Origin of the sequence: Clostridium kluyveri (assembly GCF_001902295.1) — a bacterium.
GTDB classification, from domain to species: Bacteria; Bacillota; Clostridia; order Clostridiales; family Clostridiaceae; genus Clostridium_B; species Clostridium_B kluyveri_B.
This window is the reverse complement of sequence record NZ_CP018335.1, coordinates 4,260,310-4,284,417: the sequence shown is the minus strand read 5'-3', so window position 1 is coordinate 4,284,417 and position 24,108 is coordinate 4,260,310. Positions and strand designations below refer to the sequence as shown.

The 24,108-nt window shown below is 31.5% G+C and carries 23 protein-coding genes, 5 tRNA genes, 1 pseudogene and 1 riboswitch; of the genes and pseudogenes, 26 read left to right on the top strand and 3 right to left on the bottom strand.

Annotated elements, in window-relative coordinates; translation table 11 throughout:
• The first annotated feature begins 13 nt into the window (after positions 1 to 13).
• The 14 genes from BS101_RS21020 (at position 14) to BS101_RS20955 (ending at position 12,579) form a co-directional block, all read left to right on the top strand.
• Positions 14 to 697 carry a F0F1 ATP synthase subunit A gene (locus BS101_RS21020; RefSeq protein ID WP_073540694.1) on the top strand — a complete coding sequence of 228 codons (684 nt, stop codon included), beginning with the start codon at positions 14 to 16 and terminating at the stop codon, positions 695 to 697.
• Positions 698 to 746: 49 nt separating this feature from the next.
• Positions 747 to 992 (top strand): ATP synthase F0 subunit C, encoded by a 246-nt coding sequence (gene atpE / locus BS101_RS21015; RefSeq protein ID WP_012104011.1) that lies wholly within the window; start codon positions 747 to 749, stop codon positions 990 to 992.
• A 61-nt stretch (positions 993 to 1,053) separates the two neighbouring features.
• The gene (locus BS101_RS21010; RefSeq protein ID WP_073540682.1) at positions 1,054 to 1,533 is read left to right on the top strand and encodes a F0F1 ATP synthase subunit B; all 480 of its coding nucleotides are present in this window, start codon (positions 1,054 to 1,056) and stop codon (positions 1,531 to 1,533) included.
• Between the two features lie 4 nt (positions 1,534 to 1,537).
• Complete coding sequence (locus BS101_RS21005; protein WP_073540680.1) at positions 1,538 to 2,083, top strand: F0F1 ATP synthase subunit delta; 546 nt, start codon at positions 1,538 to 1,540, stop codon at positions 2,081 to 2,083.
• A 4-nt stretch (positions 2,084 to 2,087) separates the two neighbouring features.
• The gene (gene atpA, locus BS101_RS21000) at positions 2,088 to 3,602 is read left to right on the top strand and encodes a F0F1 ATP synthase subunit alpha (protein WP_073540678.1); all 1,515 of its coding nucleotides are present in this window, start codon (positions 2,088 to 2,090) and stop codon (positions 3,600 to 3,602) included.
• Positions 3,603 to 3,628: 26 nt separating this feature from the next.
• On the top strand, positions 3,629 to 4,480 hold the full coding sequence (atpG, locus tag BS101_RS20995; RefSeq protein WP_073540676.1) for an ATP synthase F1 subunit gamma: 852 nt from the start codon (positions 3,629 to 3,631) through the stop codon (positions 4,478 to 4,480).
• 12 nt (positions 4,481 to 4,492) lie between these two features.
• Positions 4,493 to 5,887, top strand: coding sequence for a F0F1 ATP synthase subunit beta (atpD, locus tag BS101_RS20990; protein ID WP_073540674.1), 1,395 nt, complete (start codon positions 4,493 to 4,495; stop codon positions 5,885 to 5,887).
• Between the two features lie 50 nt (positions 5,888 to 5,937).
• Positions 5,938 to 6,339, top strand: coding sequence for a F0F1 ATP synthase subunit epsilon (locus tag BS101_RS20985; protein ID WP_073540672.1), 402 nt, complete (start codon positions 5,938 to 5,940; stop codon positions 6,337 to 6,339).
• A 281-nt stretch (positions 6,340 to 6,620) separates the two neighbouring features.
• Positions 6,621 to 7,355 (top strand): hypothetical protein, encoded by a 735-nt coding sequence (locus BS101_RS20980; RefSeq protein ID WP_073541452.1) that lies wholly within the window; start codon positions 6,621 to 6,623, stop codon positions 7,353 to 7,355.
• A 320-nt stretch (positions 7,356 to 7,675) separates the two neighbouring features.
• A complete protein-coding gene (gene murA, locus BS101_RS20975) occupies positions 7,676 to 8,935 on the top strand; it encodes a UDP-N-acetylglucosamine 1-carboxyvinyltransferase (RefSeq protein ID WP_073540670.1) in 1,260 nt (419 codons plus the stop codon).
• Between the two features lie 138 nt (positions 8,936 to 9,073).
• Positions 9,074 to 10,111: a stage II sporulation protein D gene (gene spoIID / locus BS101_RS20970; RefSeq protein ID WP_073540668.1), complete on the top strand. Its 1,038-nt coding sequence runs from the start codon at positions 9,074 to 9,076 to the stop codon at positions 10,109 to 10,111.
• Positions 10,112 to 10,256: 145 nt separating this feature from the next.
• Complete coding sequence (locus BS101_RS20965; RefSeq protein ID WP_073540666.1) at positions 10,257 to 10,988, top strand: M23 family metallopeptidase; 732 nt, start codon at positions 10,257 to 10,259, stop codon at positions 10,986 to 10,988.
• 208 nt (positions 10,989 to 11,196) lie between these two features.
• A complete protein-coding gene (spoIIID, locus tag BS101_RS20960; RefSeq protein ID WP_012104000.1) occupies positions 11,197 to 11,451 on the top strand; it encodes a sporulation transcriptional regulator SpoIIID in 255 nt (84 codons plus the stop codon).
• Positions 11,452 to 11,547: 96 nt separating this feature from the next.
• On the top strand, positions 11,548 to 12,579 hold the full coding sequence (locus BS101_RS20955; RefSeq protein WP_012103999.1) for a rod shape-determining protein: 1,032 nt from the start codon (positions 11,548 to 11,550) through the stop codon (positions 12,577 to 12,579).
• A 100-nt stretch (positions 12,580 to 12,679) separates the two neighbouring features.
• On the opposite strand, the gene yyaC is transcribed toward BS101_RS20955, so the two are convergent.
• Positions 12,680 to 13,219, bottom strand: coding sequence for a spore protease YyaC (gene yyaC, locus BS101_RS20950; RefSeq protein WP_073540665.1), 540 nt, complete (start codon positions 13,217 to 13,219; stop codon positions 12,680 to 12,682).
• A 410-nt stretch (positions 13,220 to 13,629) separates the two neighbouring features.
• Here yyaC and BS101_RS20945 point away from each other — a divergent pair.
• The 6 genes from BS101_RS20945 to metK all read left to right on the top strand — a co-directional run bounded on the left by BS101_RS20945 (position 13,630) and on the right by metK (position 15,491).
• A tRNA-Thr gene (locus BS101_RS20945) sits at positions 13,630 to 13,705 on the top strand.
• Between the two features lie 5 nt (positions 13,706 to 13,710).
• Positions 13,711 to 13,795: transfer RNA gene (locus BS101_RS20940), tRNA-Tyr, on the top strand.
• 9 nt (positions 13,796 to 13,804) lie between these two features.
• Positions 13,805 to 13,880: transfer RNA gene (locus BS101_RS20935), tRNA-Val, on the top strand.
• Positions 13,881 to 13,900: 20 nt separating this feature from the next.
• Positions 13,901 to 13,976 (top strand) — tRNA-Thr (locus tag BS101_RS20930).
• A 5-nt stretch (positions 13,977 to 13,981) separates the two neighbouring features.
• Positions 13,982 to 14,066 (top strand) — tRNA-Tyr (locus BS101_RS20925).
• Positions 14,067 to 14,141: 75 nt separating this feature from the next.
• Positions 14,142 to 14,247: riboswitch (SAM riboswitch) on the top strand.
• 68 nt (positions 14,248 to 14,315) lie between these two features.
• On the top strand, positions 14,316 to 15,491 hold the full coding sequence (metK, locus tag BS101_RS20920) for a methionine adenosyltransferase (RefSeq protein ID WP_073540663.1): 1,176 nt from the start codon (positions 14,316 to 14,318) through the stop codon (positions 15,489 to 15,491).
• Between the two features lie 76 nt (positions 15,492 to 15,567).
• Here the strand turns inward: metK and BS101_RS20915 are convergent, their stop codons facing one another.
• Positions 15,568 to 16,671 carry an ABC transporter substrate-binding protein gene (locus BS101_RS20915; RefSeq protein WP_073540661.1) on the bottom strand — a complete coding sequence of 368 codons (1,104 nt, stop codon included), beginning with the start codon at positions 16,669 to 16,671 and terminating at the stop codon, positions 15,568 to 15,570.
• A gap of 41 nt (positions 16,672 to 16,712) precedes the next feature.
• On the bottom strand, positions 16,713 to 17,291 hold the full coding sequence (locus BS101_RS20910) for a hypothetical protein (protein WP_073540659.1): 579 nt from the start codon (positions 17,289 to 17,291) through the stop codon (positions 16,713 to 16,715).
• 564 nt (positions 17,292 to 17,855) lie between these two features.
• Here BS101_RS20910 and recD2 point away from each other — a divergent pair.
• The 6 genes and pseudogenes from recD2 to BS101_RS20885 all read left to right on the top strand — a co-directional run.
• A complete protein-coding gene (recD2, locus tag BS101_RS20905) occupies positions 17,856 to 20,108 on the top strand; it encodes an SF1B family DNA helicase RecD2 (protein WP_073540657.1) in 2,253 nt (750 codons plus the stop codon).
• The gene (locus tag BS101_RS20900) at positions 20,095 to 21,105 is read left to right on the top strand and encodes a hypothetical protein (protein ID WP_242951353.1); all 1,011 of its coding nucleotides are present in this window, start codon (positions 20,095 to 20,097) and stop codon (positions 21,103 to 21,105) included. The genes recD2 and BS101_RS20900 overlap by 14 nt, the downstream gene beginning before the upstream one ends.
• A complete protein-coding gene (locus BS101_RS20895) occupies positions 21,078 to 21,758 on the top strand; it encodes a ComF family protein (RefSeq protein WP_073540653.1) in 681 nt (226 codons plus the stop codon). The genes BS101_RS20900 and BS101_RS20895 overlap by 28 nt, the downstream gene beginning before the upstream one ends.
• Before the next feature lie 752 nt (positions 21,759 to 22,510).
• Positions 22,511 to 22,633 (top strand): hypothetical protein, encoded by a 123-nt coding sequence (locus BS101_RS24335; RefSeq protein WP_265872806.1) that lies wholly within the window; start codon positions 22,511 to 22,513, stop codon positions 22,631 to 22,633.
• 444 nt (positions 22,634 to 23,077) lie between these two features.
• On the top strand, positions 23,078 to 23,278 hold the full coding sequence (locus tag BS101_RS23070; RefSeq protein WP_156876098.1) for a hypothetical protein: 201 nt from the start codon (positions 23,078 to 23,080) through the stop codon (positions 23,276 to 23,278).
• 96 nt (positions 23,279 to 23,374) lie between these two features.
• Positions 23,375 to 24,097, top strand: a pseudogene (locus BS101_RS20885) (reverse transcriptase domain-containing protein); the annotation flags it as partial.
• Between the last annotated feature and the right edge of the window lie 11 nt (positions 24,098 to 24,108).

Sequence of the window (24,108 nt, the reverse complement as noted above, 5' to 3'; positions counted from 1 at the left end):
GGGATGTGATGAAGTGGAACACTTTTCACCATTGTTTTCAATACATTTGGGATCATTTGATATTCCTATAACTTCTAGTGTTGTGGTACAATGGGGTATTATTTTAATTTTAGCTGTTTTAGCAAAGTTTTTTACACGAAATATGCAAAGACTGCCGGATGGAAGACAGAATGTTGTTGAGATGATTGTTGAGGCAGTACAAAATTTAGTTAAAAATAACATGGGAAAAGAGTACATATCATTTGTGCCGTATATAGGAACTCTCGCAATATATATATTGGTAATGAATATTGTACCAGTAATTATAGGATTAAAAGCTCCTACGGAAGATTTGAGTGTTACATTAGGCTTAGCACTTATAACTTTTGTATTGGTTCAATTTAATGCCATTAAAAAAACTGGATTGAAAAATTATTTTATAGGTTATACTAAACCAGTTGTAATGTTATTACCTCTTAATATTGTAGAGAGATTAGTTCTTCCAGTGTCTTTAAGTCTCCGACTGTTTGGAAACTTAACTGCAGGAGCTGTAATTATTGGAATAGTATATGAAGGATTAGGAAATATCGCATGGTTCTCACAGTTTTTGATACCCATTCCTTTGCATGCTTTCTTTGATTTATTTGATGGATCAATACAAATGATAGTATTTGTTATGTTAACAGTAATGAATATAAAAATTGTTGCTGAACACTAATATATTTAATTTTTTAATATTTAATTTATTTTCAAGGAGGATTTTTATTATGAATTTAGATTCACAATCATTTATATCAGGTATGGCAGCTATAGGAGCGGGATTAGCAGCTATAGGATGCTTAGGCGGAGGTATTGGAATTGGTATCGCTACGGGAAAGGCAGTTGAAGGTGTTTCAAGACAGCCAGAGGCAAGTGGTAAAATATTAAGTATGTTCTTTGTAAGTGCAGCCTTATCAGAAGTAACAGCTATTTATTCCCTATTGATAGCTCTTATTTTAGCATTTAAAGTTTGATTTTATTATATACCTCACCAAATTTAAACATACATTTTAGAGGGGAGGATTGAAGTTTAACATGCAAGTTAATTGGGTTACAGTTGTTATAACGATAATAAATTTTATTGTATTATACATTATTTTAAGACATTTCTTTTTTAAACCAGTTGATAATGTACTTACCAGTAGACGGCAGGAAATTAATTCAAAGATTAAAAATGCCTATGAAAATGAAAAAAAATCCAAAGAGCTGATTACCAAACATGAGGCATTATTGAAAGGCTCAAAAGAAGAAGGTAAAAATATTGTTGAGGGTTATAAAAATAAAGCAGAACAAATTTCAGAAAATGTATTAAATGAAGCACGCAGGGAAGCACAGTTAATACTAGACAGGGCGAAGAATGAAGCAGATAGAGAAAGAGAAAAAGCCCAGGATGACATAAAAAATCAAGTGGTAGATTTAGCTATTTTAGTGTCATCGAAAGCCTTAGAAGGATCTATTGATGAAGAACAACATAGAAAACTTATTAAGGACTTTATAGCTAAGGTAGGTATCTAAAAAGATGTATGAATATTTAGATAGAAGATATGCTCTTGCACTTTATAAAATTGCAGAGGAAAAAGGAAAAGTTGAAGAATATTTAGAGGAATTAAAGGATGTTGCAGATATAATAAATAATAATACTCAATTTTTAGAATTTATAGAGCATCCTGAAATTAGTACTGCTGAAAAGAAAAAAACATTTATAAATATTTTTGAAGGTAAAATAAATGAAGATATACTTTCGTTTTTATTAATACTTATTGATAAAGGAAGAATTAATCAATTGTATGGTAAGCTTAAAGAAATGGGAAAGATATATCTTGAAAATCATAATACAGTTATTGCTACAGTAAAAACTGTTATTCCTTTAGAAGATGATGAGAGGGAGACTCTAACTGAAAAATTAAAGAGAAAGTTTAATAAAGAAGTTTTGATTAAAGAAGAATTAGATCCTGAAATAATAGGTGGAGTTTATGTCGAGGTAAATAATATGGTTATTGACGGAACTGTAAAATCAAAACTTTCTGAAATGAAAAAAATAATGCTTAAAGGAGAACAGAGGTGAGCCTATGAACGTAAAACCTGAAGAAATAACTTCAATTATAAAAAGTCAAATAGAAAAATATGAAAAGAAAATAGAGACAGTTGATTCAGGTACAATAATTCAAATTGGTGATGGTATTGCTAGAGTTTATGGTCTTAATGGATGTATGGCAGGAGAACTTTTGGAGTTTCCTAATGATGTTTATGCTATGGCTCTAAATCTTGAACAGGATAATGTAGGCTGTGTTCTTTTAGGTTCTCAGGAGGGAATAAAGGAAGGGAATACAGTAAAGAGAACAAGTAAAGTTGTAGAAGTACCTGTAGGAGAAAATATTATAGGAAGAGTTGTAAATTCATTAGGACATCCTATTGATGGCAAGGGTGCTATTAATACTACTGAAACTAGAGCTGTAGATCTTGTGGCACCGGGGGTTATAACCAGGCAGGCAGTTAAGCAACCTTTGCAGACAGGAATAAAAGCTATAGATGCTATGATACCAATTGGCAGAGGGCAAAGAGAACTTATAATAGGAGATAGGCAGACTGGTAAAACTGCTATTGCCATGGATACCATAATAAATCAAAAAGGAAAAGATGTAATATGCATTTATGTAGCTATAGGACAAAAACAATCTACAGTAGCACATATAGTAAATAATTTGATAGAGACAAATGCCATGGATTATACTATAGTGGTATCTGCATCTGCTTCTGAATCAGCACCGCTTCAATATATTGCTCCTTATGCAGGCTGCTCCATGGGAGAATATTTTATGAATAAAGGAAAAGATGTGCTTATAGTATATGATGATTTATCTAAGCATGCAGTGGCATATAGGGCTATGTCTTTGTTACTTCGAAGACCGCCGGGAAGGGAAGCATATCCGGGAGATGTTTTCTATCTCCATTCAAGACTCTTAGAAAGAGCTGCTAAACTTTCAGATAAGTTGGGAGGAGGATCACTTACAGCACTGCCTATAATAGAAACACTGGCAGGAGATGTTACCGCATATATACCTACTAATGTTATTTCTATAACGGATGGACAGATATTTTTAGAAACAGAACTTTTTTATTCCGGTCAAAGGCCTGCTATAAATGCGGGTATATCTGTATCTAGAGTTGGAGGTAATGCACAAATTAAGGCTATGAAGCAAGTAGCAGGTACCCTTAGAATAGATTTGGCACAATATAGGGAACTTGCATCTTTTGCACAATTTGGCTCCGATTTGGATAAAGAATCAAAGAGAACTCTTGAAAAAGGTAAGAGATTAACAGAAATATTAAAGCAGCCTCAATATAAACCAATGGCTGTGGAAAAACAAGTAATGATATTGTTTGCAGCCAGCAGAAATTACATAATGGATATACCGGTAGAAAGGATATCAGAATTTGAAGAAGAATTTCTTGATTATATGGATACCCATCATAGAGAAATAGGAGATGAAATAAAGGAAAAACAAGTTATATCTGATGAATTAAGTGATAAACTTAGAAATGCTGTAGAAGAATTCAAAAAAATATTTTTAATAGAGGGATAGGTATATTTATCTCAGGGAGGTGAAATATGGCAGGAGCAGGACTTGTTACAATCAAAAGAAGAATAAAATCAATAACCAGCACTCAAAAAATAACCAAGGCCATGGGACTTATCGCCACCTCTAAACTTAGAAAAGTGAGAAAAAAACTTGAGGCAAATAATAAATATTGCGAGCTTTTTAGTTCTATTGTAAATGAATTGGCAATGGAAGCTGAACAAAATAATATTTATATAAAGGGTAATAAAAGCAATAAAAAATTATATATAGTTTTGAATTCTGATACAGGATTGTGTGGAGGATTCAATGCTAATGTGGTAAATGAGTTAAATTCCATAAGGTCAAAAGAGAAGGAAGATTTTCTTTTAATAACCATGGGACAAAAAGGGAAAATGTATTTTAGAAGACTCAATTATAATATAGAATCAGAATACATAGATATTCCGGATGTTCCCACAATAAAAGAAACAGAAGATGTAGTCTATAAAGCATTGGAGCTTTATAGAAGTGGTGAGATTGGAGAAATCAATATAGTATTTACTAAGTTTATTTCAACTATTAAACAAAATGTGATTGTTGAAAAATTACTTCCATTAGAGGTTAGGGAAGTAGAAAAAAGAAATTTTATTGTGAAATTTGAACCATCTGCGGACGAAATGATAGAAGGTATAGTGGAACTTCATCTAAGACAAAAAGTACTTAATTGTATTATAAACTCAAAGGTTAGTGAACAATCTTCTAGAATGACGGCGATGGATGGAGCTACTAAAAATGCAAATGATTTATTAGATAAACTAAATCTTCAATATAATAGAGAAAGACAAACTGCTATAACGCAGGAAATAACCGAAATAGTTGGAGGAGCAGAAGCTCTAAAGTAAGGAGGGATGTTCATGCCTAATATAGGCAAGGTCGTTCAGGTTATAGGACCTGTAGTGGATATAAAATTTGATGAAGAAAACCTTCCAGATATATATAATGCCATAAGTATAGAATCGGGAAATGCAAAAATTATTACGGAAGTAGCACAGCACTTAGGTGATGATATAGTAAGAACTATATCTATGGAGAGTACAGATGGGTTGATGAGAGGCATGGATGCTTTAGATACTGGAGCACCTATATCTGTGCCTGTTGGAAAACCGGTTTTAGGGAGACTTTTTAATATGTTAGGGCAGCCTATTGATGAAAATGGAGAAGTAGAAGCAGATGAATATTCTCCTATTCATAGACCGGCACCAAGTTTTGAAGATCAATCTGTTAAACCTGAAATGTTTGAAACGGGTATCAAAGTTATTGATCTCATTGCACCATATCAAAAAGGTGGTAAAATAGGGTTGTTTGGCGGAGCAGGTGTAGGTAAGACAGTTATTATACAAGAACTTATAAATAATATTGCAAAAGAACATGGTGGATTATCTGTCTTTACGGGTGTAGGAGAAAGAACCAGAGAAGGTAATGATTTATACTATGAAATGCAGGAATCAGGAGTTATAAATAAAACTGCCTTAGTATTTGGACAAATGAATGAACCACCAGGTGCAAGAATGAGAGTTGCACTTACAGGGCTTACTATGGCGGAACACTTTAGAGATGAAGGACAGGATGTACTTTTATTTATAGATAACATATTCAGGTTTACTCAAGCAGGTTCGGAAGTTTCGGCATTACTTGGAAGAATACCTAGTGCTGTTGGATATCAACCCACACTTGCCACAGAAATGGGTTCTCTTCAAGAGAGAATAACTTCTACAAAACATGGATCTATTACTTCTGTTCAGGCAGTATATGTTCCAGCAGACGACTTAACAGATCCGGCACCAGCCACAACTTTTACACATCTTGATGCCACTACGGTGCTTTCAAGGTCTATATCAGAAATTGGTATTTATCCTGCAGTTGATCCACTAGCTTCAACATCAAGAATACTCGATCCTAGAGTTGTAGGGGAGGAACATTATAAAGTGGCTTCAGATGTTAAACATATACTTGAAAGATATAGTGAACTTCAAGATATTATAGCAATTTTAGGCGTAGACGAACTTTCAGAAGAAGATAGATTGGTAGTTATAAGAGCGAGAAGAATACAGAGATTTTTGTCACAGCCATTTTCTGTGGCAGAACAGTTTACAGGATATGAAGGAAAATATGTACCTATAAAAGAAACTATAAGAGGTTTTAAAGAAATACTTGAAGGTAAGTACGATGATTTACCAGAGACAGCTTTCTTGTTTAAGGGAAGCATAGATGAAGTTGTTGAATCTGCTAAAAATATGGTTAAAAGTTAAATGTGTGTTAAAAAGGATAAAGTTTAGGTACTTTAAAAAGGAGAATTAATATGGCAGAAGTTCTGAAATTAACTATCCTTACTCCTGATAGAGAATTTTATAAAGGAGAGGTATTAGAAGTAATAACAGATAGCATTCAAGGTAATATAACTATTCTTCCGGGACATATGCCTTTAATTACTACTTTGAAATCCACAGATACTCGTATAATAGAAAAAGGCGGCAAGGAATTAAAGGCATTTACCTCAAATGGAATATTAGAAATAAAAAATAATGAATTGAAAATCTTATGTGATGTTTGTGAATGGCCAGAAGAAATAGACTTAAAAAGAGCAGAAGAGGCCAAAAGAAGAGCGGAACAAAGATTGGCCCATAAAAAAGATGGAATAGATGTAAAGAGAGCACAGCTAGCGTTAAATAGGGCCTTAGCTAGAATTAATCTACTAAAATAATTCAGTAAATTAGTCTATTTGGTAAAAATAAAAAACACTATTAAGAACACCGTAACAGGTGATAAATCTTAATAGTGTTTTTTTAGTTTAAATATGCACATTCTATTATGTAAATTTATATATTAATATAAGGTCCTCCTTATGGAATTTTTATTTTTTGAAGGTAAAAATAATATAAAATAAAAGTTTTTGCGAATAGTAATGGAAAAGTTGTCCATAATTTCTAAAGTAAAGGTAAGGAGGTGAAAAGTTCTGTATAGTACTTGCAGAATTACATTATTATGAAGAAACTAGGAATAATATTTTTTTTGATAATATATTTAATATCTTTTCAATGTTATCTAGGAACATCAGTAAACAGCCATTATAATAAGCAGATATTTAAAAGAGACAGCACCTCTTTAGAAAAAGTAGACTTATTTAAAGACATATTGGATAGAACTCACAGCTATCCCACAGAATGGGGAGGTATGTTAGTTTTTACTACTACTGATTGTGGGGAAAAAACGGCAAACAAGATATTTATGAAATTAAATGAATATTACAAATTAAATAAGAATGTATGTAAAAATGATCAAATGTATTCTGTGGATTTTAACAATGACTACGTTGAAGGTTATATACAGAGTGTGAAATATGAAGACTATAATATTGTAACGGTTAACATCGTACAAAAAAGTAATGTATACGAATTAAAAAATATAAAAAACAATTTAAATAAATGTATTCCAAAGGAAGTAAAAAAGTATAAATATTTTCAATATGTTAAGGCAAAAGTTGAAAATGGAAAGGTTGAAACCTTAAATAAGCAGATAAAAGAAATTCTAGAATATCAGCATGCATGTAATATTAAAACTGTGACTTTACAAGAGGGATATACTAATACTGCATATACCCATAGATATGAAAGTATACAAAGCAATGGAGATTTAATAGATTTTAATTATGCAGTTATGAAATATGATATGGATACTTATATAATTATGGGAACTCCACAGATAATGGCGCCATATTAATAATATATATTATTGAATTATAATAGATTTTAATTTTAAGCATAGGTACTGTCTCTTTAATACTTATTATGTGTTCAAAAATAATTGTGGGCTGAATAAGCTATTTTACATAATATTTTGTTAATAAAATCCTATGTGATAGAAAACTATCAAAGGATCTTATTTCCTTAATTCTAAGTGAAATGAGTTTACCATCTTTGACTTGTGAGTTATTTTTATACTATTTAATATAAAAATAAACATTGTTTATAGTCAAAGAATAGTCATTGAATTGGTAAAAATTAATTAACATATCAGCAATTATAGAATGGAGGAACACTATGAGTAAAATAGTAATTAAGGGGGGAAGTAGCCTCCATGGAGAAGTTAACATCAGTGCTGCTAAAAATTCAGTATTGCCCATTATAGCGGCTTCCATTTTAAGTGGAGATAAATGCATTATAGATAATGTTCCAATGTTGGAAGATGTTTTTGTAATAAGTAATATATTAAAAAGTATATCTGCAGATGTAATTATAGATAAAAATTTAAATAAGATTATTATAGATACTTCTAATATAAGTTATTGCGATCCCTGTAGTGAACTAGTGAAAAAAATGAGGGCGTCATTTTTAATAATGGGACCTATGATATCCAGATTTGGAGGATTTAAATTATGTCTTCCTGGAGGGTGTAATATTGGATCTAGACCAATAGATTTACATTTAAAAGGATTTGCTGCTCTTGGTGCAAAGGTAAATGTAGAGCATGGATTTGTGGAAGCAAAAGCTAAAAAATTAATAGGAAATAAAATATATTTGGATTTTCCATCAGTAGGGGCTACAGAAAATATAATGATGGCAGCAGTAACTGCTGAAGGGGAAACTATAATAGAAAATGCAGCGGAAGAACCGGAAATAAAGGATCTGGCAGACTTTTTGAATAGTATGGGTGCAAATATTACTGGTGCAGGGTCTAGAGCTATTCACATAAAAGGAGTAAAAAATTTAAAAGGAAGTAGTCATAGCCCCATATGTGATAGGATAGAGTCAGGAACATTTATGGTAGCTGCAGCTATAACAAAAAGTAAGATTAGAATAAATGGTATAAATGAGGAATATTTAAAGCCTATAATTGCTAAACTTACTGAGGCAGGGGTATATATAAAATGCGAGGGAAATAGTTTAATTGTAGATGGAAATAGAGAATTAAATCCTATAGATATTAAGACCATGCCTTATCCAGGATTTCCTACTGATATGCAATCACAAGTAACTGGTTTATTAAGTACAGTTAAAGGTACAAGTATTATAACTGAAACCATTTTTGAAAATAGATTTATGCATGTAATGGAAATGAAAAGAATGGGAGCAAATATAAAGATAGATGGAAGAAGTGCAGTTATAGAAGGAGTTGATAAGCTTACAGGAGCAGAAGTAAAAGCTACGGATCTCAGAGCTGGTGCAGCACTCATACTTTGTGGATTAGCAGCAGAAGGAAAAACAGAAGTTATAGATATATATCATATAGATAGAGGATATGTAGATATTGAAAAAAAATTAAAATCATTAGGAGCTGATATTGAAAGGGTAAATGAATAATTTTTATATTGTTAATAGAAAAAGGAGAAAAAAATAACAAAAATTTTCTTCTTTTTTTAATATTCAAAAGGTCTCCAGTGGAATAATTTAAATTATGATGTAATAAAAATATATTAAGTCATAATATGGGAGAACAAAATGAGAAGATACATTATAAATTTTTTTAAAAAATTTATTATTTTAATATCCATGAGCACAGCATTTATAATATTACTTTCCGTGGGTATAAATGGTATGAAAATTAGCCAATACATCGTACCTGAATTTTTAATGAAATCCATAAGTAAAAGTTATAATTATAATCCACAGTATATAAAAGTGTATATAACTGAAAAAAATAAAATAGAAAAAATGAACTTAGAAGAATACATAGTAGGAGTTGTAGCGGCCGAAATGCCAGCAGAATTTTCGGAAGAAGCAATTAAGGCCCAAGCTGTAGCAGCTAGAACTTTTGGAGCAGCCCATATGGAGATATATGGGGGGGAAAAATACGAAAGTAATACAGGGGCGGACGTATGTGATACAGTTAAGTGTCAAGTATTTACAAGTAAAGATGAAAGAATGAAAAATTGGCCTGAGTCTAAGAGAGAGGAGTATTGGAATAAGATAGTAAGTGCAGTAAAAGTTACTTCAGGCCAGGTGTTAACTTATAAAAATGAATTGGTTATGGAACCTTATTATTTTGCGGTAAGTGGGGGAAAAACGGAAAATGCAGTGGATGTATTTGGAAAGGGGGAAGAATATTTAAAGAGTGTAGAAAGTCCTGGTGAAGAAGATGCATCTAAGTATAGGACTTCTATAAAAGTATCTTATGCCAATTTTGTAGATAAAGTAAATTCTCAATACTCCAATTCAGGATTGTCTATAAAAAATTTATCTAATCAAGTATCTATAGAATCTAGAAATGAAGGAGGGTCTGTTAAAGAAATTAAATTAGGATCAGTTACCATATCAGGAGCAAAATTTAGAACTATTATGTCATTAAATTCTTCAGATTTTAATATATATTTTAAAGATGATATCATTATTGAGTGTGTCGGATATGGCCATAGAGTGGGAATGAGTCAGTGGGGAGCAAATGCTATGGCTAAGCAGGGTAAGACTTATAAAGAGATATTAGCTCATTATTACAATAAGACGGAACTTCAAAATTTAGAAGTATTTTATGATAAATAAAGTTTATCTAAGGAGTAGATAATAAAGAGATAAGATGAGATTTCATTTTGTCTCTTTATTATTTTTACAAAAATTATGAAGAAAAAATTATAAAATATGTATTTTTTGTTATTGTCTGGACAAACTACAAAAAGGAGGTGTTCATATGGACAGAAAAATTTTTAGTAGAGCATTTAACTTTTTAAAGAAGGAGGGTTTTTATATAATCTTATTTATTTGTCTTTGTGTTGTAGCAACAGTTGCAATAATAACTGCTAGAAATAATAAGAATCAAAGTGCTGAGTTGCAGAAAAGTGTAAGTTTACAACAAAAGCAGACCAAAGAAACAGCCCAAACAGATGAAAAGCCTTCTTCTAATTATGATAATGCTCTCCAGGTAAAAAAGAGTGAAAAAACAAATACTAGCGAAAAAACAAATACTAATCAATCCGAAGAAACTTCAAAAAGTGTATCTAGTTCAGTTAGTACTTCTTTTCAAAAGCCAGTGGAAGGAAATATTGCAAGAGCATATTCTGAGGATCCTGTATATTGGGATTCTACAGGTACCTATAGACCAAATTTAGGATACGATATACAAACAAAGCTGGGAAAACCTGTATTTGCGGCTATGGATGGAAAAGTAGAAGAAGTAAATAAAGCAACCCAAGATGGAGTGGAAGTTATTATAGATCATCAAAATGGGTTAAAGACTGTCTATTCTAACCTAGACGATAATGTTGAAGTTAGTGTGGGGCAAACATTGAAAAAAGGAACTGCTATAGGAATAGTAGGAAGAAGTACATTGAGAGCGGCCTATGAAAAATATGGAGATCATTTGCATTTTGCAATTTTAAAAGGCAGTGAGTTTGTAGATCCAGCTAAATATATAAAATATTAGTATTAGGCCATTTCTCACCATTTTATGGAGAAATGGCCAACACATCATGAATTTAAAAATGTTAATGAGCATATTTATAAATATAGGGGGACGAGCAACTGTGAAAAATTATGAGAACATAGATTATATATAAATAGAAAGTGTTTATAAATATATTTTAGAAGTTTTTTATTTATTGCGGTGAAGTGTATAAAGGAGTTGAATAAATTTGAAAGATTATATTGAAGAAAGGGTTTTAGAAGTTGCCAAGTATATAATAGGTTCTAAAGCTACTATAAGAAAAACCGCTAAAGTTTTTGGAGTAAGTAAAAGTACTATACACAAGGATATGACAGAAAGGTTACCAAAGATAAATCCGCAAATCGCCCAGGAAGCTAAGAATATATTGGACTATAACAAGGCAGAAAGGCATATAAGAGGTGGAAAAGCTACGAAGATGAAATATAAGGCTATTGAGGGGTAAAAACATTCCCATTACAATTAGAATATGATATGATAATAAATATGATAATTTATATTTTTATTGTGAAAAGCTAGTAAGATTAGGAGTGAAAAAGGAATGTTTTTTAATATAGGAACTGATATGGGTATAGATTTGGGAACAGCTACAGTACTTGTTTATATTAAAGGGAAGGGAGTAATTTTAAAAGAACCTTCAGTTGTTGCTATAGATAAGATTAAAAATAAAGTACTTGCTGTGGGAGAAGAGGCATGGCAGATGATAGGGAGGACACCAGGAAATATTGTGGCTATTCGTCCACTGAGGGAAGGGGTTATATCTGATTATGATGTAACAGAAAAGATGTTAAAGTATTTTATAAGTAAGGCTTGTGGAAAAAAAAGAATGTCGGCACCTAGAATAGTAGTATGTGTCCCTTGTGAATCTACTGAAGTTGAAAAGAGAGCTGTAATTGATGCGGCTAAAAATGCAGGCGCAAAAAAGGTATTCTTGATTGAAGAACCTTTAGCTGCAGCTATAGGAGCAGGAATTGATATAACTAAAGCCAGTGGTAATATGGTAATAGATATAGGTGGAGGAACTACGGATGTAGCAGTGATTTCTCTAGGAGGAATAGTTGTAAGGTCTTCTATAAAAATAGCAGGAGATAAATTTGATGAGGCCATAATGAAATATATCAGAAAAGAACATAAATTGATGATTGGGGAAAGAACTTCAGAGGATTTAAAAATAAATATAGGTTCTGCCTTTGACAGGGAAGAGGAAGTGACTATGGAAATAAGAGGAAGAGATTTGATTACAGGACTTCCTAAAAACATAACAGTATCTTCAGAGGAAATGAGAATAGCTTTAAAGGAAATTGTAAATTCTATAGCTGATACAACACATGCAGTATTAGAAAAGACTCCACCAGAATTAGCAGCAGATATAGCTGAAAAAGGTATCTTTATGACTGGTGGAGGAGCATTGTTAAATGGGCTAAGTGATTTAATAAGGGAAGTTACAAAAGTACCCGTTTATGTGGCTGAAGACCCTATATCCTGTGTGGCTTTAGGCACAGGCAAAGTTCTTGAATATTTAGATAAGATGGAAGTTTTTTTTACCGGTGATGACATAACATTAATAGATTAAATGTATACAAAAATATATTTTTAAGATATTAAAGGGGTAAATTCTAACTTATTATATTGTAGATTAAGTTTAGTTGAGTTAGTTTTTTTATTGCATAGGCTTAAGATAATATATTGTTATAATATAAATAATATGAATGAATTAATGAATAAAGTATTACTTCAGCCATATTTAAAATTAAATTGAGACGTATATTATTAGAATTATTAAAAAGATTTTCATTTTCATTTGAATCAACTATGCCTATTATTGAAAAATCCCCTACATTTGGAAGAGATTTTCCCACGCCCTTACCAGGATGTACAGGGAAGTCCCTTACTTGAATTTCTCCTATGGCTTCTAAATTTCCTAAACAAGCATCTATCCCTATAATAGTACTATAGGGATGAAGTGATTTTATTTGTTTTAATTTGTCTTCTATGTTTAAAGCATGTATAGGATCTGAAATTGTACCATAAGTAGGCAGAGGAAAGTGTTTGCACTTTAGTAGAGTACCTACCAAAGGACCTAAACAGTCTCCTATATATCTATCGGTACCAATACATACAATAATAGTATCTTTATTAATATAATTCTTTAGAAAATAGGCAAGTTCATGATAGGACAAAGGATTTTTATAATTGACTTTTACTCTATTCAATATATTCACCTTCCTTTATGTATAACTCTATAAGTGTTTTTATCCAAAGGGAGCAACTAGCTAATACCCGGTTTCTTTAAAATGGGGAGATGAGTGCTGCTGTGTTCTGGATAAGTTCTTCTAAGGTTCAGATGGAGGTAAGCATTATTTATGAACAAACTTCCACCTGAATCTATAAATAACTTTATAGAGAACATTATATATAATGTATATGATGAGAAGCGGTAAAATATTAAATTTCAACCATATACATATGATTTTCAAAGAAATCTAAAGAAATATGGAGTAATAAACCTTTAATATTACATTATACGGGTATAGTAGGTTTGAAAATAAATGAATGAGAATGTATACTAATTTACGTTAGGCATGTGTGTTTGTATTATATAAAATACATAGTTAAGAAATAAGCTGGCATAGCTCAGCAGGTAGAGCAACTGACTTGTAATCAGTAGGTCGTGGGTTCGAAGCCTACTGCCAGCACCAAATATGGAGGAATTCCCGAGTGGCCAAAGGGGGCAGACTGTAAATCTGTTGTCAGTGACTTCGATGGTTCGAATCCATCTTCCTCCACCACAAAAATTGGGGCGCATAGCTCAGCTGGGAGAGCACCTGCCTTACAAGCAGGGGGTCACAGGTTCGATCCCTGTTGTGCCCACCATTTATCTAATAATAAAATAAGCTGGCATAGCTCAGCAGGTAGAGCAACTGACTTGTAATCAGTAGGTCGTGGGTTCGAAGCCTACTGCCAGCACCAAATGCGGAGGAATTCCCGAGTGGCCAAAGGGGGCAGACTGTAAATCTGTTGTCAGTGACTTCGATGGTTCGAATCCATCTTCCTCCACCATAAAAGGCACTTTTGGGTGTTTTTTATTTTACTTAATTTGTTGTTTTCATAACTAATAAAATTTATTATATGAAGCTCTTATCAAGAGAGGTGGAGGGAAAAGGCCCTGTGAAGCCCGGCAACCAGTGCTTTAATCATTAAGGTGCCAATTCCAGCAGTTTTAAAGGCTGCAAGATAAGAGAGTAGTTAATTTATTTAACCTCTTCTTATTGAAGTGGTTTTTTTATTTTATAGAGGGAGGTATTAAGAATGAGAAAGCTGTTTACATCTGAATCAGTTACGGAAGGACATCCTGATAAAATGTGCGATCAAATTTCAGATGCTATCTTAGATGCTATTTTGGAACAGGATCCTCAGGGAAGAGTGGCATGTGAGACTGCAACTACTACAGGTATGGTTTTGGTTATGGGGGAAATATCTACTAATTGTTATATTGATATCCCTAAAATAGTTAGAAAAACCATAAGGGAAATAGGATATACTAGGGCTAAATATGGATTTGATTGTGACACTTGTGCAGTACTTAGTTCAATTGATGAACAATCCTCAGATATAGCTATGGGAGTTAATGAATCTTTGGAAGCTAAAGTAGGCAAGATGGAAAAGGTGGACGCTATAGGGGCTGGAGATCAGGGTATGATGTTCGGATTTGCAACAAATGAAACTCCAGAGTATATGCCTATGCCCATAAACTTGGCTCATAAGCTTTCAAAGAGATTATCACAAGTTAGAAAAGAGGGCATATTGGATTATTTAAGACCTGATGGAAAGACACAGGTTACTATAGAATATGAGGGGAATAAGCCAGTTAGAGTAGACACAATAGTGGTGTCTACCCAACATGATGAATTTGTCACCAAAGAACAAATTGAAAAAGATATAATAAAGAATGTTATAGAACCTGTTGTTCCACCGGAATTTTTAGATTCTAACACTAAATATTTTATAAATCCAACAGGAAGATTTGTAGTTGGAGGTCCACAAGGAGACTCTGGGCTTACAGGAAGAAAAATAATAGTTGATACCTATGGTGGCTACGGAAGACACGGTGGAGGAGCATTTTCCGGAAAGGATCCTACTAAGGTTGATAGATCCGCTGCTTATGCCGCTAGATGGGTAGCTAAAAATTTGGTTGCTGCAGGAGTTGCTGATAAGTTGGAAATACAGATTGCTTATGCTATAGGTGTAGCAGAACCTGTTTCAATAAATGTGGATACATTTGGTACTGAAAAGATATCTGAGAAGAAGATAATTGATATAGTAAATAAAGTGTTTGATTTAAGACCAGCAGTAATAATAAGAGAATTAGAGTTAAGAAGGCCTATATACAGACAGGCCGCAGCTTATGGACACTTTGGAAGAACTGATATAGACTTACCTTGGGAAAAATTAAATAAGGTTAACGATATAAAAAATTATCTTTAATAATAAAAAACTCTGTATAATTTATAGTACAGAGTTTTTATTTTAATTATTTTGAATAGGTATCTATAATGTATATTTATTTTTTTGGATTTAATATATCCTCCAGATCATTATCTGATAGATCATAATAATAATAATTTTTGTAAAATTCCTTTACTTTTTCTTTAATATCTAAATCATTAAATAAGTCAGGATGGAGATTTTTGGCTAGCCATAAAGGTTGTAATGCACCTTCTGCACTTCTTACAGACCATAAATATACTCCTTTAGGATTAAGATAAACTTGTTTATTTTTTACAGCCGTTAGAGATTGCCATTGATTTGAACTGCTTGTGTCCATGATATAATCGTAAGTATTCTTACTTGTGGCTATAATCACATCTGGCTGATTTTTGTATAGAAACTCAAAATCAACACTGGTACCTTCATTGCTAGTGCTAGATTCTTTAGAAATATTTTCTGCGGCTATATTTATACCTCCAGCAGCCTCTATGTAGGAAGTATTTATGTCATTGGAACCAATTGTGGTAAGTGACCCTTTTGGGGTACCACTGGCAACAAATACTTTAACTTTTTCACTAGACTTAGTCTTGTCACTAACATATTTTATATTATTATCATAGTATTCATTAAATTTTTTAGCTTTCTCTTCACCGCTTTCTCCAAGTACTTTTCCAACCATAGTGATAGTATTTTTTATATCTTCAGGGGTTTCCAATTTTAGTCCTAGAAAAGCTATATTAGCTTTTTGTAATCTTTCTTGTTCAGTTTGAGTAAATGTACCAAAAACTACTTGTGAGTTTGCTTTAAGTAAAGTCTCCATGTTTAAAGTTCCAGGGCCTGAACCTGTGTAGGCAGCGGGAATTTCTGTTATCCTAGGATAAACTTTAGGAAAAAAACCTGTTTGAACCCCTTGGGCTGTTGCCACCAATTTATCTGCTCCACCAAGTATTAAGACTATCTGATTTAAAGCTCCAGATGCAGCTATTCTAGTAACTTCATAGGGTATTGTGACTGTTTTACCAGTACCATCAACTATTTTTCTTGTTGAGGATGTTGAATTTTCTTGCTTGGTGGATGTACTATTTTTTTCATTTCCACAGCCTGTACTAATAATTGACATGAGCATGACTGTAATTGCTGTAAATAAAATTAAAATTTTTGAATTTGTTTTTTTCATATTAGCTCTCCTTTATTATTTTATTGTAATATTTTTTTGATTTATGATCCTCTTAATATGTAGGAAAAAATATCTTCTATAAAAGCTAGCCCTCCTTCATATCCAACATAACTTTTATTGAGTATCAACCTATCTGAAATAGGAGGACTCATAGAAATAAAACATTGCCTCCTTTTTAATAGATTTTCTTTCATCCACCATTTTTGATACGGTAATGTTGCGTATTTCTTAATATTTTCTACAAAACTTCTGTTATTGATTAAGTCTAATAATTTTTGTGCAAATTTTAACATTCCTTTGTAACCATAAAACTCCAACTCGTTTTCAATCCATAATGTTGATATGCCCATTCTAGCACTCCAGGATCTTAAACCATTAAGTATTTCTTTTATATCATCATTACCACTAAAATTAATAACATTATAAAATTTTTCCTCTTTATGGATAGTTTTTATAAGTTTATTGAAGCCCCCAGCTTTTTTGGAGTTAAATCCAGAACCCCATGTTTTAGAATTGTAAAGTTCGCAGGTGACCGTGATTAAAGGAATTGAATAATTATCCTGGATAGAATCAATAACATTTTGTATATCTAGTGCTGTTGTTCCCGAACCACAACGCACATCCCAAAGGTGAGTGAATAATTACTACACTATCTTTTATTGTAGAAAGAATACTTGAAATAATAGGTGACTGACATTCTGCACATTGCATAAAAGTTAGGTTATGTGTATTATATTGGAAATTTTCTTTATACGTAGAAATTCCCCCCCTTTGAGATCTTAAAATATATATTTCAAATAGTAATTTGATAATATATAGCAATTAGGTAGAAGGTATTAGTATAATTATTGTAATGTTTTATTATGTTTAATACAATTTTATTATATTTCGTATAATTTTGTGTTTATTATAATATAAGAAAAATTATATTTCAATAATTTTTTCAATATTTTTTTGATAATTTATCATTTATGATGAACTTTATTTTTCAATATAATATTTTAGATACAATTTTTCTGGATTTTGTTTTAAAGGATTAGATTATTGCCCATAAAGTACTATAGGGTTAAATGCTGCACGAACACATTTATATATATTTTTATAACGTGTAAGTGTATAATAATGGTGAATAGTGTTATTATGTTTTTAAATTTTATAAATAATTTTGTATTAAGGTGAGTTATATGCAGGAATTACAGGGAGTTGTAGAAGATATAATATTTCAAAATAAGGATAATGGGTATACAGTGGCTAAGATAAAAGAAAAAGAAGATACAATAACTATAGTTGGATGTATACCTTATATAATAGAAGGACAAAATTTGGAGGTTTCAGGAGAGTGGGTAGTTCATCCTGAATTTGGCCATCAATTTAAAGTTAAACTATTTAAGGAAATAATTCCAAATACCTTAGTTGGCATAGAAAAGTATTTGTCTTCAGGTATTATATCAGGCATAGGACCGGTTACTGCAAAAAAGATAGTGGAGAAGTTTGGAAAAAACACACTCCATATATTAGATAACAATATAGAAAGGTTAAAAGAGATAGAGGGTATAGGATCAAAAAAGATATCCCTAATAGAAAAATCTTATTCCAAGCAATATGAAATAAGAAATATAATGATATTTATGCAAACTTATGGAGTAACCCCTAATCAATGTGTAAAAATATACAAAAAGTTGGGAGCTAACTCAATAAATATAGTAAAAGAAAATCCCTATATTCTTACAGAAGAAATATCAGGAATAGGATTCAAAATAGCAGATAAAATAGCAAGGGGTCTTGGTATAGAAAAAGATTCTCCCTTTAGAGTACAAAGTGGTATAAAATATTTAATAAATAAATTTTGCAGCAGGGGAAATACTTATGTGCCTATAGACGTATTGATAAGAAATGGAATGAGTATACTTGGAGTGAGTCAAAAAGAACTGGAAAAAAATATATATGAAAGCTCCTTAAATGGAAAAATAAAGGTAGAAAAATATGGAGATAAGATTTGTGTATTCTCCATGACGTATTATTATTGCGAATTAAGTGTAACTAAGAAGATATTGACCTTAGCTTTTAATAAGTGTAAAGATATAGATTTAAATATATATGAGGAAATTAAAAATTTTGAAAAGGCCAATAACATAAAATTTGCTTTTTCACAAAAAGAAGCAATTAAAGGATCAGTAGAAAATAGTGTAGAAATAATAACAGGAGGGCCTGGAACAGGAAAGACTACTATAATTAATTGTATGATTCAGTTATTTGAAAAATCAAACTTGAAAGTCCTTATGGCGGCACCTACTGGAAGGGCTGCAAAGAGAATGTCGGAGGCAACTAAAAGAGAGGCGAAAACTATACATAGATTACTTGAAATAGGTGTAGAAAGTGATGATGAAGCATTATTTTTTTCTCGTGGAGAAGAATCTCCCCTTCAATGTGATGTGGTAATTATAGATGAAGCCTCTATGATAGATATAGTAATGATGAATAATTTATTAAAGGCTATTTCATTAAAAACTAGACTTATAATAGTAGGAGATTCAGAGCAGCTTCCTTCTGTAGGACCTGGAAATGTACTTAGAGATCTTATAGATAGCCGGTGCATTAAGGTAGTCAGATTAAAAGAAATATTTAGACAGTCAAGAGAGAGCATGATTATAGTAAATGCTCATAAAATAAATTTAGGAGAAATGCCGATCTTAAATAAAAAACTTAAAGATTTTTATTTTATAAAAGCCTTGGAATTTTCCAATATATTAAATCTTTTAGTAGAATTAGCAAATAAAAGATTACCCGCATTTAATGGGCATTGGGATAAAATGAAACATATTCAAATACTATCTCCTATGAGAAAAGGAATTTTAGGAGTATCAAATTTAAATAGAAAACTTCAGGAAGCTTTAAATCCTAAAAGTAATAATAAAAAAGAAAAGTATTTTAGAGATATGATTTTTAGAGTTGGAGATAAGGTAATGCAAATTAAAAATAACTATACTTTAAAGTGGACAGTAATTTCAGGAGAAAAAGAGGAAAAAGGTATGGGCATTTTTAATGGAGATTTTGGATATATTGAAGATATTGATGAAGAGAAGGATACAGTAACTGTTATATTTGACGAAGAGAAAAGGGTTGTATATGATAATATATGTTTAGATGAATTAGATTTAGCTTATGGAATAACTATACATAAAAGTCAGGGGAGTGAATTTCCAGTTATTATTGTTCCTATGTTTATGGGACCGGTTTTACTTATGAATAGAAATTTACTATATACAGCTATAACTAGGGCGAAAGAGATGGTGGTACTTGTAGGAGATTTAAGAGCTTTAACCTTCATGATAAGTAATAATAAAAGTTTTGAGAGGTATTCCTTATTAAAATATAGAATAATGGATATAATGGAGAGTGAAGTGGATGTTACTTTGGAACAAAATGAGTTTCGCTGATAGGAAAAAAGAAATAAGTGAAGAGATATTAAAGTGGAGTTTTACTAAAGAGTCTTTTCTAAGTGTTATTTCTGTTCCGTATAATTCAACTAAGAGTTTTATTCAGATTATTCAAAATTATGTAACTGAAAATAAGAATGTAATTTATATAACTAATGAGGAATTGGGTAATATTGATATAATAAAGAATATAGAAAAGTATGGAAAAATTGTAGATTATGCCTATGTGGAGAATTCAGAAAATTTTACAGAATGTAAGCTGAAAATATGCAATTTTGAAAATGCCATAAGACTAAAGGAAAAGTTTAAATTGATTATATATGATGACATAAATAGTTTTTCCAAATACAATAAATATGAAATATTCGATTTGATTGATAAATTAAGCTGTAAAGATAGTAAAGTTATTATATGTTCTATACAGAATATATTCAAACATTCCAGAGAAATATTTATGCCCGTTAGAAAAGGAATACAAATAGTAGAACCAAGGGTGATATCTACAAGGCTTGATATGAATGAGGATATACCATTTGTTGTATACGAATATTTAAGATGGTCTATGGATATAGGAAAAAAAACTATAATATATGTTCCTGATGAACAAAAATTACAAAATGTATACCTATATGTTTATAAATATTGTAAAAACTTTAGTAAAAATATTATAACTTTTTTTGATGGAAAATCTAATGAAATGTTGATTAAAGAATTTTTACATGGAGTAAATGACATATTAATAACTAATTCTTTTCATAGAAATATATGCAGTGTAAAAAAATGTGATATAATGGTATATTTTGCGGATAATCCACAGTTTGATTATAAAAGGTTTGTCTATTTGTGCAGGGGAAGAGATACAGGAAGAGGTGAAAATAGCTTAAAAGAAGAGGTTATATTATTAGCTAATTTAGAAAGTATACATATAGAAGAAACTAAAAATATAACTAGAAATTTTAATAGGAAAGCATGGAAAATGGGTTTGTTAAAAGTCTAAGATTTTTATTAGAGTGTGTACTGGATTTAGTGTATTGTGGAGATGAAAAATGTATATTATGCAGAGAAGAACTATATAAGGATAAAATTATATGTACCACTTGTAAAAGTAATATAAAAATTTGTAAAGATAGCTTTGATATAAAAGTTCATAATAAACAGTGTAGATGTTATAGCAGTGCCTATTATTCGGGAAGTATGATGGAACTTATTTTAAAGTTAAAATATAAAAATTCCTTTAGGGCAGGAGAAGTTATAGCAAAGTACATGAAAGATACAATATTTAATAATAGAATTGAGTTTGATATTATAACTTATGTACCTATGACAAAGAAAAGTATTAAAAAAAGAGGGTACAATCAAAGTGAATATCTGGCAAGATTGCTGGGGAAATATGTGGATAAACCTGTTGTATCCTGCCTAGATAAAATAAAAGATACCAAAGATCAAATTGGATTGAGCAAAATGAATAGATGGGATAATATTCAAGGAAGTTTTAGGATTAATAATGAACATTCTATAGAAAATAAAAACATTTTAGTAATAGACGATGTATTAACTACTGGTGCTACGGCCTTTTATTGTTGTAGTGAACTTATTAAAGCTAAAGTGGGGAAAATTAATATATTGACTGGAGCTAAAAGTAAGGTATAATTTTATTAGTTGAGTTAGGTTTGTGGTTGAAAATCGAGGCCAGTCGCAGGCAAAACGATCCACGTAAGTTAAATAAAATATTTAATGAGCATGGTGCGGCTTAGAAGTAAGTCCTGCCGTAAAATTACGAGAGAATTAATAGTGAGAGGGTAATTCCGGGTAGTGAACGTTCCAGCAGGCGAGTGTGGGGGCAAAGACCAGGTCAACTAACTTAGCGATAGCACTATTTGTGCGGCACAGCAGCCTTTTTTAAGGCTGCTATATTAATTTAATTTTAAATATTCCCGCCTTAGAAAAAAATGACTATGTTTTTGGGTAGTATTTCTGCTTCAATAAGGTTATGACTGTAATTATGATATGGTGCAAAATTATTTATAGTTGAATTTTTCAGTGTTTTTATGTGGTAAAATAAACAATGTGATTTAAAGAGTAAGTATAATTTATTTCATAAAATTAAAATTTACCAACATATTGACTTTTTACCCCAACAGGTATATGATGTAAAAAATAAGAGTAAAAGTCAGTGAAGAGAAGTAGTAGATATGGAAATTTAGTTAAAGTGAATTTGGGATAGTGAGAGCCAAATACTGTAGTCTATATTGAATGGGTCTCTGAGATGTGATGTGAAATAGCAGTAGCAATAAACGGATAGTCCACCGTTAAAAGGACAGGGTATCGAGTAATCTCCGTACCTGAAAAAGCTGACTTTATATTAAGGTGGTATAGCAGAATGTTCATTTTGCCCTTATAGGGTGAAGTGTTCTTTTTATTTTATAGAACTTTTAACTGCTATTTTTGAAACTCCTAGCCATAATTGTGGAATAAGGGGATTACCAGGAGATGAATTAAGTTTAGATTACAATATCAAAATATAGTTTTGGAGTGGATGATATGGAGAAGAAGTTGGATTAAGTGTGACTTGTTGCTAGACAAAGGAAGGCGAGGGTCTTCTACAAAACTAGCCTAATTAGCTGGTTAAATTCAGAAATTAGAACTGTTATTGTGAAAGGTAGAATGATAGGGTAACGCCTTGAAATGCCTTCTCAAAGGATACGATTAGCGTTTTGATGAGTAAACATCAGAGGGTTAAAAGCTCGTTAAATGGCTTGAGAGCTACCGTAAGTAAATACAAATATTTACACGAAATGCGAACCAGAGGTGGTCGAGTAGTGATAGAGCTAGGGTCTATAAAATATCTATGGTTAGGATGTTCCAAAGGGAACTGACGAAATCAGGAATGTACGGGTCTAAACAACGAATACCTAGAAATGGGTATAACACATATGTGTAGTGGGTGTGGATTAGTAAAACTTTAATCTATGAAAATCCATATAGTGTTAAAGGCATTATCAAGCCTACAGGCTCATACTGATGACCTACGGATATATGTACAGATAGCAATAACGGAACAAGGAAAGCTTAGAATATGGAGGTTTTATTACCGAAGAAGTAGTGATAAGGAAAGCAGTCAATGTATAACTTATCTTAATCTAAGTGAGAGTGGTGGCATGAAGCAGTGAAGTTTCTGTAATGGAAATAGAGCAATAGCCACTAGACAAGTTGTTATTTGAAAATTAAATACTGAATAATTCAAGGTTCTGGTATGACTAAGAGATATGAAATCCCCAGAAGGGAGAGTAATAGACTTGAAGGAAAGCTTATTAAAGAAGAAACAGAAACTAAGAAACAATGAATACTATGACATGCAAGAAATATTTGATAATTTGTATAGCCAAAGCAGTAAAGATAATAAATTTACTAACCTGATGCAGTATATAGTCTCTGAACAAAACATCCTACTAGCTTATAGGAATATCAAGAAAAACAAAGGCTCCATAACTGTGGGGACAGATGGTTTAAATATTGAATTTATAAAAAATATGGGTATTGAAAAATATATCAAATATATTCAAGATAAATTTAAAAATTATCAACCTAAAAGTGTAAGACGTATTGAAATCCCTAAAAACAATGGTAAAACTAGACCATTGGGGATACCCTGCATAGATGATAGAATAATGCAGCAATGTATCAAGCAGATTTTAGAACCAATATGCGAAGCTAAATTCCATAAACATAGTTATGGTTTTAGACCTAATCGGTCAACAGAACATGCCATAGCAAGATGTTATAAACTAATAAATAGAGCAGGATTACATTACGTCGTAGATATAGATATCAAAGGATTTTTTGATAATGTAAACCATAGCAAATTAAAAAAGCAGATGTGGCATTTAGGAATTCAAGATAAAAATCTATTAAGCATTATTGGAAAGATATTAAAATCAGAAATTCAAGGTATAGGAATACCAACTAAAGGAACGCCACAAGGCGGTTTATGCAAAGCTTC